Source organism: uncultured Kordia sp., from assembly GCF_947496985.1.
In the GTDB taxonomy this organism is placed as follows: domain Bacteria; phylum Bacteroidota; class Bacteroidia; order Flavobacteriales; family Flavobacteriaceae; genus Kordia.
The window spans coordinates 271,671-291,472 of record NZ_CANMEZ010000005.1; the positions used below are offsets into that span (position 1 = coordinate 271,671).

Annotated in this window: 3 protein-coding genes; all 3 read right to left on the reverse strand. The window is 32.5% G+C overall.

All coding sequences use genetic code 11. The annotated features are described in order from the left end of the window. Positions 1-36 precede the first annotated feature (36 nt). From Q0828_RS15025 to Q0828_RS15035, 3 genes are read right to left on the reverse strand one after another with little or no spacing between them, the layout of a single operon-like run. Positions 37-7,014, reverse strand: a complete 6,978-nt coding sequence (locus Q0828_RS15025; protein WP_298422703.1) for a non-ribosomal peptide synthetase — start codon at positions 7,012-7,014, stop codon at positions 37-39. A gap of 18 nt (positions 7,015-7,032) precedes the next feature. Further along, positions 7,033-15,873, reverse strand: coding sequence for a non-ribosomal peptide synthetase (locus Q0828_RS15030; protein ID WP_298422706.1), 8,841 nt, complete (start codon positions 15,871-15,873; stop codon positions 7,033-7,035). Positions 15,874-15,905: 32 nt separating this feature from the next. Next, positions 15,906-19,799, reverse strand: a complete 3,894-nt coding sequence (locus Q0828_RS15035; protein WP_298422708.1) for an amino acid adenylation domain-containing protein — start codon at positions 19,797-19,799, stop codon at positions 15,906-15,908. Positions 19,800-19,802 lie beyond the last annotated feature (3 nt).

Below are 19,802 nucleotides of genomic sequence, written 5' to 3' on the forward strand. Positions count from 1 at the left end.
GGAAGCACTTAGGTCTGTAAATGAATTGGTATTGGTTTAGTTATTGAAAATTGTATGTAAAAGGCTTTTCAATACGTCTTTATTGTTTGTGAGTGCAGTTGTATTTGGTAAAAATAATTCTTGATGTTCTCCATGTAAATCATGTGTTTGTATGTCTTGTAAGGTAACGTCATTCCATTCTTGAATGGCTTCCTTTTTTGTTTTTTCAGCTTTTAGAAATTGAATATTTCCTTTTATACTTCCTGAGTTTATAGTGTCTAAATAATATCTAAAATAGGCATTGCTTTTGCCAATTACAGTATCTTGAATAGTTTGTAGTTCAGGATATTTTTTAATGTACCCATGTACTTCTTTATGGAATTCATCTTTCTGTAAAATATCATCAATTCCATCAATTTTAGTATGTATTCTTAATGAATCTATAATCAATACATCAGCAATGGCAATTCCTTTGGTTTCAATAGCTTTGGCAACTTCAAAAGCTAAATTCCCTCCTAAAGACCAACCCGCTAATACGATAGATTCGCCAGAAGTAATAGAAAGAATTTTGTCAACGTATTGTTCAATTCGATTGTCAGCTTCTATAAAATCAAATGCATACATTGCTGTATGATCTATTTGTTCTGCAAGTGGTTTGTATACAAAACCATATCCGATTCGTGGAGGAAAAAGAAACACTTTGTTTTTGTGTTCGGCATTTAATAAATGCAATTGACTTTTTTCTGAATCTTTTTCAAAGTAGGTGAGTAAGTTTGCAATTGTAGGATCTTCAAAAAACGCCATCAACTCAATGTCAATATCAAAACTTTCTTTTAGCCGGGCAATCATACTCAAAGCGGTCATTGAGTTACCTCCAATTTCAAAGAAGTTATCATCTTCATCAATTTCTTTGGTGTTAATCATTAATAATTCTGACCACAATTTTTTAAGAGCTTCATTAGAATTTAATACTGTTTCTTCATCGTCTGAATCTGTTTTGTCAAAACTTTGTAATAATACTTTACGATCCACTTTTCCGTTCGTGTTTAGTGGAATCTCGTTCAAACTTATCATATAAGTCGGAACCATGTATTCTGGAAGTTTCTTAGCAATATCTTTACGAAGTTGTTTTTCTGTTTTCTCTTCGTTTTGAACAACAAACGCTACCAAATGATTGATTCCTTGTTCATCGAGCCGTTCTAAAACAGCAACTTCAGTTACATATGGTAAGGACAGGAATTTACTTTCTACTTCGCCAATTTCAACTCTAAACCCTCTAATTTTTACTTGAAAATCTTTTCTCCCAACAATTTCTAACATTCCGTTTGGATGCCATTTTGCAATATCACCTGTGTTATACATCATTTGTCCTTCGTTGAAAGGATCAGGAGTATATTTACTATCAGTTTTTGCTTTGTCATTTATATAACCGCGTCCTACGCAAGCTCCAGAAATATACCAATCGCCTTCTACGCCAATTGGTAACAATTCTTTTTTATCATTTAATACATATAAATCTGTGTCTGCAATTGGAAACCCTATGGGAGGAATATCTGGCACATGCCCGGTTGGCGACATATGATTGTAGGCTGCCGAATGTGTTTCAGATGGGCCACAATGATTGTGTAACCAAACATTGTTTTCGCGCATGTAATTTCTAAAATTATCTGTAACAATTACATGTTCTCCAGCGGTTAAAATATGATGGATACATTTTGGCAATCGTTCTAAGTAAATTTTTGTGTTTAACACGAATTTCAAGAAAGATGCTGGGAAAAAGATACTTTCAATTTCTTCTTTTTCTATGATTTCAAAGAGTTCAAAAATGTTTTTGGTATGACGTTCTTCAATTAAAATAAGACTTCCACCTTCTAACAATGCAGAGAAAATTTCTTGTGCAGAAACATCAAAACTAATTGCGTGAAATTGCAATACGTTTTTAAACGTTAAATCGGTATGATAAGTTTGATGTAAAAGTAAATTCAGTAGATTTCGTTGTTCTAACATAACACCTTTTGGTACACCAGTAGAACCAGAAGTATGAATAATATAGAGTAAATCTTCTACAGCATTTATAATTGGTAGGTTCGAAAAATCTTCATCTTGTAAGGCTTCGTTTCGTAAATCCGTAATGTCATAATTGTTCAAACTTTCCAAACCGCTATCTAAGTTGGTCAAGATCAATTTGGCGTTAGCATTTTCTAGCATTTGTTGTTTTCGCTCGTTTGGTAAACTGATATCAATTGGCATGTAAACACCACCAGCTTTTAGGATGGCAACAACTGCAATAATGAGTTCAAAAGAACGATCGCACAAAAGTGCTACAGGAACATCAGAGGCAACACCTTTTCTTCGTAATACGCGTGCTAATTGATTTGCCTTTGCGTTCAATTCAGCATACGACATTTTTTCATTACCAAAAATTAACGCCGGATGATGCGGTATTTTTTCGGCTTGCTTTTCAAACAGTTCATTAATGGTCATTTTATTTTCAAAAGCTGCTTCTGGACCTCTAGAAATTGCCAATACTTTTTGCTTTTCTTGCGCATCAAGAATAGAAATGTCATTAATTTTTATTGTTGGAGACTGTATAACCTCTCTGACAATTTGTTGAATAAACGTTGCAAAACGTTTGATGGTATCTTTTGTAAATAATGCACTGCAATAATCAAAATGGAAACTAATTTCTTTATGTAATTTGATGACTGCAACGTTCAAATCAAACTTAGCATGTGTTGCTGTCGATAAGTCAATATTAGACTGTATATCTTCTTTTTCTAAATCTATGGAAATAGCATTAAATAATACATCAAAAATTGGCGACCTGCTCAATTCTCTTTTAATGTTTAATGCATTCACCAATTCATCAAAAGGATATTCTTGATGATCAAAAGACGTCAAAATAGTATCTGAAGATTCTTGTAAAAATGCTTCGAAACTTTTTTCTGGAGTCGGAAAACTTCGGATAGCAAGTGTGTTTACAAATAGTCCAATAATATTTTCAAGATCTGTATCTTTTCGTCCATTAATTGGGACACCAACGATGATGTCTTCCGCTTTTGTGATTTTATGTAAAAAAATATTGAAAACAGCCGTCAATGTAGTGTTCAATGAAACTTTATAACGATTGGATAAGGCAACCAACGCATTGGAATCGTCTTCATGAATATTGAAAATATAACTATCGCCTTCAAAACTTTTAATAGCTGGACGTGTATGATCTATTGGCAAATCTAATATAGGTAGTTCGCCTTCAAGTTGCTGTAACCAATATGCTTTTTGTGCTTCTTTGCGTTTCTTTTCAGCTTCACTTTCAGACCAAACGACATAATCTTTATACTGAATACGTAATGGTGATAATGAAGTTCCTTGATAAAATGCCATGAAATCTTTTCGTAGAATTTCGGTAGAAGAAGCATCAGAAATAATATGGTGAATATCAACAAGTAATATTGATTTTTTTGGTGTTTCAATACATCCAATACGAAATAAAGGACCGTTGTTGAGGTCAAATGGCTTTTTAAAAGCCGTTACCTTTTTGTTGACTTCAATGCTATCAAGTGTATCTAATTTGTGATATTCTATAGTGAAATCAATTGTATCTAATACTTTTTGATAGATGTCTCCATTTTTCATAAAGAAAACGGTTCGCAGACTTTCATGGCGTTGAATTAATTGATGCGCAACTGTTTCTAACTTTCCTTTTTGTAACGATTCCATTTCAACAACTTGTGTCATGTTGTAGGCAATATTGTTTCGTTCCAAGGCATATAAAAGATACATTCGTTTTTGTGCTGGCGATAATGGATATGCTGCTTTTTTATCAATTACAGGAATTTGTTGCGCTTTTTGTATGGAAAGATGTTTTATATGATTGGCAATTTCACGAATACTTTGAAGTTTAAATATTTCAGAAACAGCTACTTTGATATTTAGTTGTTTTTGAATTCTTGATGCTAACATCATTGCTTTTACAGAATGTCCGCCTAATTCAAAGAATGAAGTCGTTACATTTATATTTTCTACAGAAATTTTTAAAAGTTGACTCCATATGTTGACTAAAGTCTCTTCTGTTTTGTTAGAAGGTTTATGAATGGTTTCAACTGTAATAGTTTCTGTTGGATTTGGAAATTTAGAAGCGTCAATTTTTCCGTTTACCGTCATTGGAAATTCCTTCATTTTTGTAAAGAAAGATGGAATCATATACGAAGGTAAAAATGTTGTTAATGCAGCTTTGAGTTGTTGCAAGTCATAAACTTCTTTTTCAGGAATTATATATGCGCATAGTTGATAATTATCTCCTTGTTTCCACGGAAGTACGTATGCTGATTGAATGCCTGCTACTTTTGCTATTTGGGTTGTTACTTCCTGAACTTCTACACGGAAACCGCGTATTTTAATTTGATCGTCATTTCGTCCAATAAATTGAATATTTCCATCAGGTAACCAACGTCCTAAATCACCTGAGCAATAGAGTTGTTGATCAACATTAAAAGGGTTTTGGATGAATCGTTTAGGCATTGAAAGTTTGGTATTGAAATATCCTTTAGAAACACCTTTTCCAGCAATACAAATTTCACCTTGTGTGCCAATTGGAACCTGTTTTTTATTTTCATCCAGAATATATACTTCTGCATGTTTCATTGGTGTTCCAATAGGAGCAAAGCTTAGTTTTTGAATGTTTTCTGCGTTAATCTCAAACGCAATACTATCAACAGTACATTCTGCCGGACCATACAAGTTTATTGTTCTTGGAGCATTTTCACCATAACGATCATATATTTTTTTCAATGCTGGGAAATCCATTTGTTCACCACCAATGAGCAAGTGTTTTAAAGGTGGCATTTTTGGCAATGTATCCAATACTTCTGCCATGATTCTTATGTGTGAAGGTGTTCCGTCTGTAATGTCAATTTCATGGTTTGTAAAATATTCCATGAGTTGATAACCATCCTTCCGCGTTTCTTTATCAACAAGATATAATGAATGTCCTAAAACGAAACAGCCAAATAGTTGCTGAACAGAAGGATCAAAAGAAAAAGAAGCCAATAAGGCAACTTTTAGCGCTTCATTATTTGGATAGTATGAATAGACACTTTCTACTAAATTATCTACTAAATATAATACGTTTTCATGCGAAACTTCAATCCCTTTTGGAACTCCCGTAGAACCAGAAGTATAGATTACATATGCTGAATTATTCGGTTTAATTTCAGGAAACGCACTTTTCTCAAGCGAATTTGTAAACGCATCTTCATAACAAATTAGTTCGTTTTTGCTCAATTCATTTTTTAAAGGATTACCACTTGAAATCAGTGTATATTTTGGTTTACTATCATCTAACATGTATTGAATTCGACCAATAGGGTACGAACTATCTAAGATGACATATGCACCGCCAGCTTTTAAAATTCCCCAAATAGAAACAATTGATGATTCCGTTCTATCATCAATAATTCCTACAATATCACCTTGTTGTACTCCTTTGTGAAGTAAATAATTTGCAACAGTATTAGAAACTTCATCCAAATCTTGATAAGTCATTGTATTCCCTTCAAAATACAATGCAATCCGATTTGGTGTCTGTTGTACATTTTTTGCAAATGCAGCAACCAATGATTCTTTTGGAAGTGTTTCTTGCTGTTTTTCATGTGTGTGAAATTGTGCTAATTGTTGTAATTCTACTTCTGAAAGCTGAAAAAGCGTACCAACAGTTTGTGCTGTGTTTTTTATTGAATGTAGAATGAGTCTTTTAAAATCAGTAGCAATCAATTCAATAAAAGCAGGATCGTGTACATTTCCATTAAAAAGAAAATCAATAATTAGCTTTTTTGTAGGTTGAATTAGTAAACTAAGATTGTAATTTGTTTGTTCGAAAACGTCAATATTTTCAATAGTACAATCAAGCTTTTCTTCATTTTTATTTGCGTTTGAAAATGCTTCTAGTTGATCTGCAATTGGAAAGTTTTCAAGCACTAAAATATGATCAAACAGATTATTTTTTAAAGGAGTTGCAGCTTGAATATCTGCCAATGGATCATATTGATGTGCTTCTTGCTGTAGCGCATTGCTTTGAACTTCTTTTAAAAGCGCCGCAATTGTTTTTTCTTTATCAACTTTTATCCGAACAGGAATCGTGTTGATGAAAAGTCCAACCATAGCTTCAATGTTTCTAATTTCCGGCGGTCTTCCAGAAGTTACCATTCCAAAAATGGCTTCTTCTTGTTTGGTATATTTTGATAAAACAATTCCCCAAATTGTCTGAATGAAATTGTTCAGTGTAAGCTGTTGTCCTTTGACAAAATAGTTTAGTTGATTGGTTTCTTCTTCTGAAAATTCTAAGATGTTACGTTCATTTTTATACGATGAATCTGCAACATATAGCTTTGTTGGAGGAATATGTGACGGTGTTGTAATATCAGCCAAATAGTTTTTCCAAAAATCAGTAGATACTTTGGTATCTTTATTCGTTAACCAAGAAATATAACGTTTGTATGGGGTAGGTTCTTCTAAACGAATTGGACGTTTGTTGTGCAATCCATTATAGATTTCGAAGAATTCTTCAATTAAAATTCCCATGCTCCAACCATCAATAATGATATGATGATAACTCCAAATGAATTCAAATGTAGTAGCATCAATCTGAAGAATTGATAATCGCATTAAACTTCCCTTTTTAAGGTCGAATCCTTTTTTTCTATCCGCTACTTTATATGTTGCAATTTCTGAGTCAATAGTTTCTTTGTCTAGTGTATTATCTAGCTTTTGATGGAAAAAATCAGGAATTCTATTTTTTAGAACCACTTGTACAGGTTTTTCTAAATGATCTAAAAAAGAGGTTCTTAAAACATCGTGTCTTTTAAATAATGTAGTAACAGCTTCCTTAACAGTTGTAATCTGTAAAGCCGCTTTTATTCGATACGAAATTTGCTCAAAATAGGCATTGATTTCTGTATCGTGTAGCGCATGAAACAACATACCTTCTTGCAAAGGAGATAAGGTGTATACATCTTCTATGTTTCCATTTTTTTTCATGATGGTTGTGGCGTATTTTTATTCGTCAAAGAAAGATTCTAATGCATCTAATTCTTCTAGTGATATGTCTGTAAATGTAAGATCGCTAGGCGTGATTTCGGTTTCTTCACAACCTAAACAGAACTCAATAATGGTTTCTAAATTTTGTTGTATTTTTTGTAAGAAAGCATTCATCGTTGTTTCTTCAAATTTGTTGGAACTGTATGAAATACGAACCGATAATTGTCCTTTGATCACAACACTTGTAATTTCTATGTCGTATACACGTGTTCTTTGTGGATGTTCCATATATTCAAGTGTAATATCTGTAGTTTCAAGTTCACTGATATTACTAATATCTGCATCAAAATGACCTAAGTAATTGAATAGTATTTGCGGATTGATATATTGTAGTGTTGCACTTTCTTCTTTATGCAAATAACGCCCAATGGCATAGCCTAATTTATGCTCAGCAGCTTGATGGACTTTTTCTTTTACATATTTTATATGTTGTTTTAAGTCATAATCTATAGGCGCGCCAACAATTACAGGATATAATGTTGTAAACCAACCAATGGTTCTACTAACATCAACTGTAGCATTAAATGGTTCTCTCCCGTGACTTTCTAATGAGATTGGAATTTCGTTTGTAACTGAAAATACCTCACGAACACTTCGTGTTAACGCAGCAATTAGAAGATCATCTACTTTAGTATTGAATACTGTATTTGCATCTTGAATTGCATTTGTAGTTTGTGCTTTATTCAAAGAAAATTCTACGAAAGCAACTTCTTTTACCGATGTGTTTTTATTAGTAAGAACTGGAATTTTTGAAAATTCTTGATCTTGATACGACTGCCAAAAGTGTACTTCTTTTTCAAGTTTTGAACTTTCAAGATACTGTGCGTACATTTCCTCCGACCATTCTTTTAAAGATGATACTTTGAGTGGTAATTGGAACGCTTGTTGTTCTTTTGCTTGAAGTAGAAGCGTGTTTACATCTTCAATTAAAATACGCCACGACATTCCATCAATAAGTAAATGATGACTTAGGATGTATAAATAATCACCTTTAGCGCTATTGAATACTACGAACTTAATTAATGGACCAGTTTCGAGTGAGAAACTTGAAGACATTTCAAACATGATGGTTTTCATGGTTGTTTCAATATCAGAATCTGCACTCAAATCATGTGTTGTTAGCTCAATTGGATGGTCAACATCTTGTATTTCTTGAATGAATTCTTCTGCAGCATTTTTATGAAAAACTGATCGAAGTCCATCATGGTGTTTGATAAGTTCTTTAATCACATTTTCTAAAACTGTTAGGTCAAATCGTTCTTTTTTGAATAATAGAACCGCTTGGTGAAAATGATCTGCATATTTTACATCGCTTTCAAAGAATGCTTTTTTGATTGGCGTTAATGCAATTTCTCCAGAAACGACAGATTGATCGCGAACAATTTCATTCTTAGTCAAAACTTTGGCTAGTTTTTCAATGGTAGGATTCTCAAAGACATCTTTCATCTTTATGGTGTATCCTTTTGTATTCAATCTTGAAACTATTTGAATGGACTTGATAGAATCGCCACCAATGTGAAAGAAATCATCTTTTGTACTTATTTTTTCTCTTCCGATTACTTTTTGCCAAACACCTAAGACTAGGTATTCTAAATCGGTTGCGGGTTCAGTATATGCAGCATTGTTTGAAGATGCTAATTGTAATGGATCAGGTAATAATTTCCTATTGATTTTACCATTAGGATGCGTTGGAATTTCATCAAGAATTACAATGGCGCTTTGCGCAGGAATCATATAATCGGGTAACACATTCCCTAGTTTTGAAGTAATGTCTTTGACGATTTCTTGATCTGATTTCCAGTGTAATTGTATTGTTGTTGAATTGTTATCTACATAAGTGTCAGGCTTTGTGCGTGTTGCATATAAATTATAAATATGTGTGTCAGTAAAGTTGGCATCTTGCTCGGTAATGATAGTAAAACCGTGTGATTCTATTTTTTGTTGAATCTGCTTTAAGCGATCATTTACATCATGAACTTCAATAACAATTTGTTGAATTAGTGTCCAATCTTTCTCTTGAATACCGCTTAGTACTTCCCATTCACTTTTTTCTACATCAATTTTTAATAAATCGATTTTTTGAATATTTTCTTCTTCAATAATTTGAGAGATAGATTTCAATTTACAATCATATTCTTCTACATTTTTGAAACGTTCATGAAGTATGGAAGCACGTTCTTGTTCATCCATTGCATCACCTGATAATTGATTCTTCATGTACGTATCTACCAAACTAGCATCATCTTTTACATTTCCATACTGTCCAGACATGATAGAAGCGTTTGGATAATATTTAAAGGTAGCTTCACTTTCTTTATCAGAAATTCCTACAGCATGTGCTTTTATAGTTGCGTTTCCGTATAGTTGACCGTTTAGCTGTAGTTTTTCAAATAATGGAGTTATGGGTTCAAAAGCATGTACTGTAACATCATTCAATATCTGTGACAAAAACACAGAAAACATACCAATGTTTGCTCCGACATCAAGTACGCAAGCGCCTTCTTCTAAATGAATTCCATTTCTTAAATATGAGTTTTCTTCAAAAATTTCACCATACATAAAATCTGCTTCACGTGTATTCACATGAAATAGAGGCATTCCATTGGCTAGTTTGTGTATGTATTTATTTTGTAATTGTGCTTTTTTCAATAACGTAGCTGCCTGATCGTAATATTTTATTCTTTGCGAACTTGTAATATATGCTGCCAAATAGGAACTGTTGCTACTTTCGGAAGTGTCATCGTCTGTAGTAGTTTGTGTTCTTGCCATTACGATGGCTGTTCCAATATCAGGAATATTTAGTAGTTGATTTTCAATTTCTTGTAATTCAATTCGAAATCCTCTAATTTTTACTTGATGATCTATTCTCCCTAAGAATTCTATTTCGCCATTTGGTAACCATTTTGCCGAATCTCCAGTGAGATATACTTTTTTATTGTTTAAAAAAGGAGCTGGTACAAATTTCTCTTCGGTAAGTTCTGTTCGGTTCAGATAACCGCGTGCTATACCAATTCCACCAATACATAATTGACCTTCTAAACCAATTGGAACTAGCTTTAAGTTTTCATCTACAATAAATAGTTGAATATTGTCTATTGGTGCGCCAATCGGAACGACTGTTTGTGGAGCTTCTTCTTTGCATTCATGGTACGAAACATCAACTGTAGCTTCTGTTGGACCGTATAAATTGATCAACTTGGTATGCGTTTGTTCTTTGAAAAGTTTGTGAAACCTACGAATTTGATCGCGACCTAATGCTTCTCCACTACAGAAAATATATTTTAATGTTGTTAGTTTTTCAATACAGTGGTTCCATTCTACATAATCAAGAAAAGCCGTTAACATTGAAGGCACAAAATGCATTACTGTAACCTCGTTTTCTTGAATGTTATCTACAATCTGACGTGGATCTTTTTCTGCGTCAATTGGTAATAAGGAAACCGACGCACCTGTAAACGCGCCCCAAAATAACTCCCAAATAGAAACATCGAATGTGAGTGTTGTTTTTTGTAAGATAACATCTTCTGAGCTTAGTGGATATTTACGTTGCATCCAATGAATTCTGTTCAGTAAAGAAGCATGTTCAATCATAACTCCTTTGGGAATTCCTGTAGAGCCAGAGGTATAAATTATATATGCTAGATTGTCTGATTTAGTAGTGTTTTCAACAGTTTTTGTTATATGTTTTTCTAAAATCGTACGATCGTATTGTTGTTTCTTTTTTGAAATGATCTGTTGTACGGTATTACTTTTGTCAATTTCAATAAGAAGATCATATCTATATTTGGTAAGCTCATTTTCAATAGTGTTGATTTTGTCTGAAAATTGTAATGTTTTCATAGCAGTTAGTTCCGTACTGATATCTTTGAACCAATCTTTTGCTACAAATAATTCTTGCGACCAATCTACTTTTGTTCTGTAGTTAGGATTTTCATTTTTGAATTGATCAAAATCATCCGTCATTACATCTTTTAGCTCATGGTCCATAATGTCTCCTACAAAAATGTATCCTTTGTCATGTATTTTATCAATCGCTTTTTGTAATACATTTTGGAAATAATTGTGCCCATGAAATAAATGAATCACACTATTAATTATGATTACATCAAAGTTTTCTTCCGTAATAGTATCAATTTGATCTGCAGGAAGCGACTTCAATTGTATATTTTGAATTCCTTCAGAACGAACTTTTTCTTTGTTTTTTTGAATAATGACATCCGATAAATCTGTTCCATAATACATGGAAACTTTTGGAGCCAATGAATACATGGTAATTCCAGAAGCACAGCCAATTTCTAAAACGCTACTATTTTTATTTAAAATAGGAAGTACTTTTTTTGTTACATTTTCGGCATATTCTTGCATTTCTTCTTTTGAAAAAGCAAGCCCTGTGTAACTACTTTGCCATCCACCACCTTCAATTTCGTTTTCACTTGTTTCTCCAACATGATCCCAAATTTGTTTGTCCATCAAGAGATTTTCTTGTGTTTCTTTTTCATTAAAAATATCATCACTATCTAAACAAACATAACTGTGAAATTTTGGACATTCCCATTGTAATCTGTTTAGTGTTTTTAATTCACTTGTAAGACTGAGAATTGTTGCAATTTCTGAATCTTCAATCGTTTGTCTGAGTCTTTTTTCAGGCAATCCAATTCCTAACGGAACATATACGCCGCCAGCTTTTAAGATTCCGTAAATTACAGGAAACAAATCAATACATCTTGGCATCAAAACTCCAACAGCTTGTTCTTGTGTCGTGTTTTCTTCATGAATTAGAAAGTTCGCAATAGCGTTCGAACGTTGATCTAATTCTTGAAAAGTAAGTGTTTTACCTTCAAAAGTTATGGCAACAACATTTGGAGTTTCAACTACTTGTTTTTTAAATATTTCCATCACATTCTCAACGTGTGGATATTCAAAATAAGTGTCATTAAATTCTTCTAATAGTTGTGTTTTTTCAATATCAGATAGTAAATTTATTTCTTGAATTTGTTGTTGTGGATTGTGAATAAATGTTTTTGTGATTTCTTCCAGATAACCAGCAAACTTTTCAATAGTTTCTGCTTTGAATAAACCAGTTTTATACTCAAAGCTAAATACAATGCCTTCTGGTGTTTCTACTATAAATAACGTTAAATCGAACTTAGAAGTATCGCCATGAAAATCGCGTTGACGCACTGTTAGATTTGGAAATTCTATTTCAGGAATGTCCATATTTTGCATTACTAGACATACATCAAATAATGGATTTCGACTCATATCTCTTTCTACAGAAAGTTTGTCTACTAAAGTTTCAAACGGATAATCTTGCGCGGCTAAAGCTTCTAAAACTTCTGTTTTGACAACTTGCATAAACTCTTGCAAAGTCATCGATTTTTCAGAAGCAATTTTAATGGCAAGTGTATTTACAAACATTCCAATTAAGTCTTGCAAACCTGCATGTGTTCTTCCAAATACTGGTGTTCCGATAATCATATCATGTTGTCCAGTAATTTTGGAGATAAAGACGCTAAATACACTGAAAAGTGTTGTGAAAAGTGTCGTTTTTTCCTCTTTGCAACGTTGTTTTAAATCATTGGTCGTTTGTATATCAAGCAAAAATTCAAACTTACTTCCATCATATTCTTCTATGTTTTTTCGATGATAATCTAACGGAAGTTTTAATACAGGAAGTTCATTTGATAATTTGTTTAACCAAAATTCTTCTTGTGGTTTTAGAAATTCTGCATAAGCATCACTTTGTTGCCAAGCTGCATAATCTTTGTATTGTATGGCTAAACTTGGTAAAGTTTCTTCATTGTATAATTTTAAAAGGTCTTTAATGATGATTCCAAGCGAGGTACCATCAGAAATCATATGATGTGTGTCAAATATTAAGATTCCTTTTTCTGGTGTTAGTTTGATAAAAAATACACGAAGTAATGGCAACGTATGTAATTGAAAAGGTGTGATCAATGCTCTAATTTGATTGTTTAGTTCTTGATTATTTCTTTCAACAATATCAATAGCACATTTCAATTCAGGATGTATCGTTTGTACAGGAACTTCATTTTTTAATTCAAATGAAGTTCGTAAAATTTCATGCCTGGCAATTAACTTGTTAAGCGCCGTTTCCATACGTACAATATCAAGAATACCTTCCGTTTCTACAATTAATGGTGTATTGTATGTAATTCCAATTCCACCAAAGTGGTTGACAAAAAAGAGCCTTTTTTGCGTAGATGATAATGGGTAATATTCTTGTTTTTCTACTAATGGAATGTTCATTTCTATAGCAGTTTCTGTATCTAAATCATCAATATAGATAGCTTGTTGTGCAATAGAGTTGTGTTTAAAAATATCACTTAGCGTGAATGACGTGCGAAATTCTTCATTCATCAATGTGATTAGAATAGTCGCTTTTAGTGAATGTCCACCAATATCAAAGAAGTTATCTTCCGCACTAATATTTTCATGATTTATATTTAGAATTTCTCCCCAAAGTTTAGCAATTTTGATAGCTGTTTTTCCTTGCGGAGCAACATAGTTTTGGCTTCTTTGAGCTTCAACTTTTTGCTGTTGTAGTGCTTTTTTATCTACTTTTCCATTAGCCGTTAATGGCAATGTTTCTATATGTATAATCTCTGTAGGAATCATATAATCTGGTAATTCCTTTGCCAATTCTTGCTTGAGCGAACTCACACTATTTATATCCGAAGCAACACAGAAAGCAGTTAAATACACATGATTATCTTGATCATTTTTTGGAATGATGACAACTTCCAAAATATTCGATTTTTTAAGAATTACATGTTCTATTTCTTTGATTTCAACACGTTGACCTCTAATTTTTACCTGGTCGTCAATACGACCTATAAATTCTAATTCACCTTCATCATGCCAAATACCAACATCGCCAGTTTTGTATAAATATTCATCTTCTTTAAAAGGGTTTTTGATAAATTTTTCTGCAGTAAGTTGTTCATTATGTAAATATCCTTTTGCTACACCAATTCCTCCAATGCAAATTTCTCCTTTGGCTCCAATTGGTTGTAGTTGCTGTGTTTTGTTTAAAACATAGAGCTTATGATTCAGAATTGGTTTTCCAATGGAATAGTATGGACGCTTGCTCTCAGAAGTCATTTTTTTCCAAGTACTCCAAACCGTATCTTCAGTTGGTCCGTATAGATTGTAGATGTCAAAAGGGACTTCTGGAAGTGTATCTAGGTGTAATTTTTCTCCTGCCGAAATCAATGCGCGCAGCGTTCCTTTGCTCCAAGAAAGTTCTAATAGTTGTTTTGCTAATACTGTTGGTTGAAAGGAAACTGTAATTTCTTTTTCTTCTAAGAATTTTTTTAATAGTACTTGATCCAATCGTGTAAGTTCATCAATGATATGTAATGAACAACCATTTAGCAAACTTGGCCAAATTTCAAATCCCATAGCATCAAAACCGGCACTTGCTACTTGTGTTAAGTGATCATTTTCAGTAATATCGAATTGTTCTTTGTAAACATGTACTAAATTAACCAACGATTTATGTCGAATTTCAACACCTTTTGGACGACCTGTAGAACCTGATGTATATACTACATATACAGAGTCTTCAGTTGTTATTTCTGTATGTAAATTTTCTTTAGATTCCGCCAAATCTTCCAATTGTAGGTCTAAAGCAAAGAATATACCTTCATAGAAATCTAAGTCAAATAAGAAGTTTGATGATGTAAATAAGAGCTTACTTTTAGTATTTTCTAATATGTATTGAATGCGCTCTGTCGGATAGTTTACATCAATTGGAACATATGCACCACCAGCTTTTAAAATTGCTAATAAGGCAACAATCATTTTTGGAGAACGTTCGTGCAAAACCGCAATAATATCGCCTTTTTTGATGTCGTATTCTTTAACTAAATTATGAGCTACTTGATTAGATAGTTCATTTAGTTCTTTATAAGTAAGCGATTCATGTTGGTCTGAAACGGCTATTTTTTCAGGATATTTTTGTGCTTGAATTTCAAAAAGTTCATGAACTGCAATATTCGTATTATATTCTTTTTGTGTGTTATAATTGAACAACACTGCTTTATCTTCTGAAGCTAAAATGTCTAAGTTTCCAATTGCTTTATCAGGATCAGTTAGCAACAAAGCTAGCATGTTTTGATAGTTTTTTATAATACGAATAATACTTGCTTTTTTATATTTTGATGTGCTGTATGTAAGTTCGCATTGTAGACCATTAGTATCTTCTGTAAATGTGAAAAATAGCGCATATGTTGCCTTTGGTGCAATTGCTTGTGAATTGGTTAAACGTATTCCTGTTTGAAGAAAAGCATGTTTATTTCCTTCATTTTTAGCGTCCTTTTCATCAATCCAAAGGTCTAAAGGATAATTTTGATGCTCAATACTTTCGACAACTTCTTTCCGAACTGCCATTAAAATATTTTTGAAGCTACTTTCATCATTTACTAATGTTCTTAAAATTAGGCGTTCATTTAAAATATCTTCATCTTCTCCGTTAGAGAATAACGTGGTTTCTAAAATGGCGTCTTCATCTCCTGTGTATCTGTGTAATAATGCTAAAAGTCCACTGGTAAGAATCATGTATAGCTTTGCGTGTGAACCTTCGCTTAATGATAGTATTTTTTTGTGTACTGTGTTTTCTACTTTAAAATGGATGCTGTCTTGCGTACTAGAAACGTTTGCTACAGAAGGGAAATCTATAGGAAATATAGATGATTGTGGAACATCCGATAGTTTTTGTTCCCAATAGTTTCGCTCTTTCTTTTGTATGTTTAACGCTAGTTTTCTATCGTTCATTTTTAAAATTGTTATGCTGGTTAGTAGGATTTTTAGAAATTAAAATCCTCTTTAAAACTATCTACTTTAGTCGTTTGAACGGCTTTTATACGCATTGGAAGTTTGATGTCTTCTATACGAATATGTTCATTTTTTATAATGGTATGAAGTATGTGTTTGTAATATTCAAACAGTTGATGTATGGTGTTTTCTTTAAATAAAGCTGTTTTATAACCGATTGTAAACGCCAATTTGTCACCGTCTAAAATTGCTGTAAATACAAGATCAACTTTTGCGGTATTTTCAGTAAATGCAAGTTGTTCCATTTTTTTTATGGACAGGTTATTTTGTTCAATGGTTTGTATTTGTTCGTTTACAATATTTTGAAGTACAAACGCAATATCAAATAATGGATTACGAGCTGCTTCTCGGACTATGTCTAATTTTTCAACAATTTCTTCAAATGGAAATGTTTGATGTTCAAAAACAGAAATTACATTCGATTTTAATGTCTTAATATAGTCTGTAACGGATTCGTTTTCATTAACTTGACTTCTAATGCAAACCGTGTTTACAAAATTGCCAATTGTTTCCAGAAGCTGCGGATGTTCACGACCTGTAACGGCAGTTCCTATAATGATATCTTTTTGCGTAGAAATTTTAGACAATAGAATTTTAAACACACTTAATAGGAATACAAACAACGTCGTTCCATTTGCGTTTGTTAACTTCTGGATGTCTTCAAATTCAGATGTGTTTAATGAAAAGTGCAATGTGTTTCCTTCGTATGAAGCTTCTTTTGGACGTTTAAAATCTGTAATAAGATCAACAGTTGGTAATGGTTTTTGTAATGTTGTTAGCCAGAATTTTTCGTGCACTTTTTTCTGTAGTTGTTGTGTGGTATGATTTTCCCATTCTGAAAAATCACGATAGTGTATGTTTGGTGTTTCAAGCGTATTTCCACCATAGAGTGCAACCAATTCATTTAGTAAAATCATGATAGAAACACCATCACAAATCATATGATGAATGTCTATAAATAGATAGGTTTGTTCATCATCACTTTGTATAATTGTTACTTTGAATAGTTTTCCTGTGTTTAATTGAAACGCTTGTACACAGTTTTGCAAAGTCGTTTCAAGTAATGATGATTCTGTATGAATTTGATCTATAGAAAAATCAATAAAATCATGAATTATTTGTACAGGTTTATTGTGTTCAATTTCAAAAGATGTACGTAAAATTTCATGTCTCGAAATAAGTTCTTTGAATGCTTTTTCGAGTTTTTCGAGTTCGTAATTTTTCAGTTCAAATACATTTGGAATATTATATATTGTACTTGAAGGATTTAGTGTTTGATGAAAGAATATTCGTTTCTGAGCAGATGACAATGCATAACTTTTCTTTTTACCTGCTTTTTGAATCTTTGTAATAGTCGTCGTTTTAGCAATAGCAATATAGGTAGCTTGCTTTTGGATTGTAGTTTCCATGAACAACCTTTTTACAGGAAAGTGTTTCTGAAATTCATCTTTAATATTCGCGCTTAAAAGCGTAACACTTAATGAGTTTCCTCCTAATTCTAAAAAGTTATCGTCAGTACTTATTTTATCAATATGAATCTTTAAAATACGGCTCCAAATTTGTCTTAGTTTTTCTTCAATTTCATTTTCAGGAAGAATAATATCATGTGTTTTACGTTTTGGAAGTTGTAATTTTTTAAGTGCAATTTTTCCATTGTTAGTCAGCGGAAGTTTCTCTAATTGAACAATATATGAAGGAATCATATATTCTGGTAAACTACTTTTTAAATCATTTTTGAGTTGAGTAATGTCAATGGTTTGCGCACTTTCAATAAAAGCACAAATGGCACTTTCAGTTTCATTAATTTGTTTTTTGACAACTACGCAATGTGTCGCTTTAATTATTTTTAAAATCGCAGTTTCTATCTCTTGCGGTTCTATTCGGAAACCTCTAAGACTCATTTGTGAATCTATTCTACCAATAAATTCAAGATTTCCATTTGTGTTCCATCGAACTAAATCGCCAGTTCTGTAAACAACTTCATTGTTGTTGATTAAATTTTTACAAAAGCGTTGTTGTGTAAGTGCTGTATTGGATATGTAACCATCTGCTAAACTTGCACCAGAAATACACAATTCACCACACATACCAATTGGTAATAATTCCAATGTTTTAGGTTGTATAATATATGCTTTCGTATTCGCAATTGGTTTTCCGATAGGAATATTTACATAGTTATCTTTTGTGATTTTAAAAGTCGTTGCAACGACTGCATTTTCAGAAGGTCCGTATGCATTTGTAATTGTATACGAACGTTTTTTGATACGCGATAGTTTTTCGCCACCTAATAACAAATGTTGCAAACAATTTGAATCATAGCGTTGTACATATGCTTCTCCCAGTTTTGTAGGTAAGAAAGAATGTGTTATAGTATGTGCTTCAAGAAAACTGTGCAATTCATGAATGTCGTACTTTATAGTATCTGACGTTAAGAAAAGCGTAGCTCCTTGAATCATATATGGAAATATTTCCCAAACTGAAGCATCAAAACCAAAACCTGCAATTTTTGTAGCACGCGATTCTGATGTTACCGTAAAGTAGTCATTGTGCCATGTACATAAATTTGCCAACGCACTGTGTGAAACCTTTACGCCGTTTGGAGTTCCCGTAGATCCTGAAGTGTAAATTACATAACAGGTTTCAGAGGAATTCCCAATATGCGAAGTGAAAATTATTTCAGAGTTAAGAAGTGTTTCATGATTAATTTCAATAACATCTATATCTGCGCTTAGTTTTTTAGTTTCAATTTCATTTGTGATTACAAAACGAACATTACTATCTTCTAAAATTGTTTGTATTCTTTCAGAAGGATTTACAGGATCAATTGGAAGAAAACTTCCACCAACTTTTAAGACTCCAAGTAATGCAATAATCATTTCTAAAGAAGTCGTTGTCATAACAGCAATTATTTCACCTTTTATAACTCCTTTATCTTGTAAAGTATGAGCTAATGCATTGGCTTTTATATTCAGTTCTTTATAGCTTAGTTTGTTATTGTTAAAAACAATAGCATCTTTATTTGGTGTTTTAAGAACTTGTACTTCAAATAGTTTGTGTATGGTTTGATCTAAAGAAATATTGTTAGTTGTTGCATTCCAACCGTTCATTAATAATTGTTTTTCTGCTGGTGGGACTAACGATATTTTTGAAACTGAGCTTTTTAATTGATGTACAATTTGTTGTAAGACATATTTAAAATGTTCTGTAATAGCCATTGCTACTTCTTTAGAAAGTCTTCCTTCCTGATACGAGAGTTTCCCTTTTAATTTTGTCTGATCGTTATTTAAAATAAATACAACTAATGGTTGTAATTCTCCAAGAAAGCGTTCATCATGGATATTTTCTAATATTAAAGCTGTATCAAAAAGTACAGGATTTGTAGCTTCGGCTTCCGATAATATTTGTTGTTTTAAAATTTCAAAAGGATAATTTTGATGTTCTATTGCAGCTGTTAATACAGTACGTGTATTTAAAAGTACCTTTTTTATAGAATCTTTAGGACGAATGGTTTGTTTTAGCGGCAATACTGTATTGATGATTTTGTCTTTCTCAATATCTTGTTTGTATACTGTTGTCCCAATAGTTTGTTCAGTTGTTCCTGTGTATTTGTATAGTAATACAAGTAATGCTGTATGTAAAAAAAGATGTAATGAGTGATCAGATTTTTTACAAATACGCATCAATTCTGTGTACGTTTCGTCATCAATTGAAAAAGGAATTTCTTTTGAAGTCGCACCAATTTTTGCCGAATTTGCAACGAATGTTTCTGAGAGCGCGTCTGTTTTTGGCATATTTTCAAATTGTGAGAGCCAAAAAGCTGCTTCTTTTTTCTTTTGTGCCGCTATGATATGTAATTGATCTTTCATGTT

Coding starts and splice junctions, on each gene's coding strand:
- Q0828_RS15025 (WP_298422703.1), bottom strand. CDS start 7,014: ATGAAAAAAAATGGAAACATAGAAGATGTATACACCTTATCTCCTTTG.
- Q0828_RS15030 (WP_298422706.1), bottom strand. CDS start 15,873: ATGAACGATAGAAAACTAGCGTTAAACATACAAAAGAAAGAGCGAAAC.
- Q0828_RS15035 (WP_298422708.1), bottom strand. CDS start 19,799: ATGAAAGATCAATTACATATCATAGCGGCACAAAAGAAAAAAGAAGCA.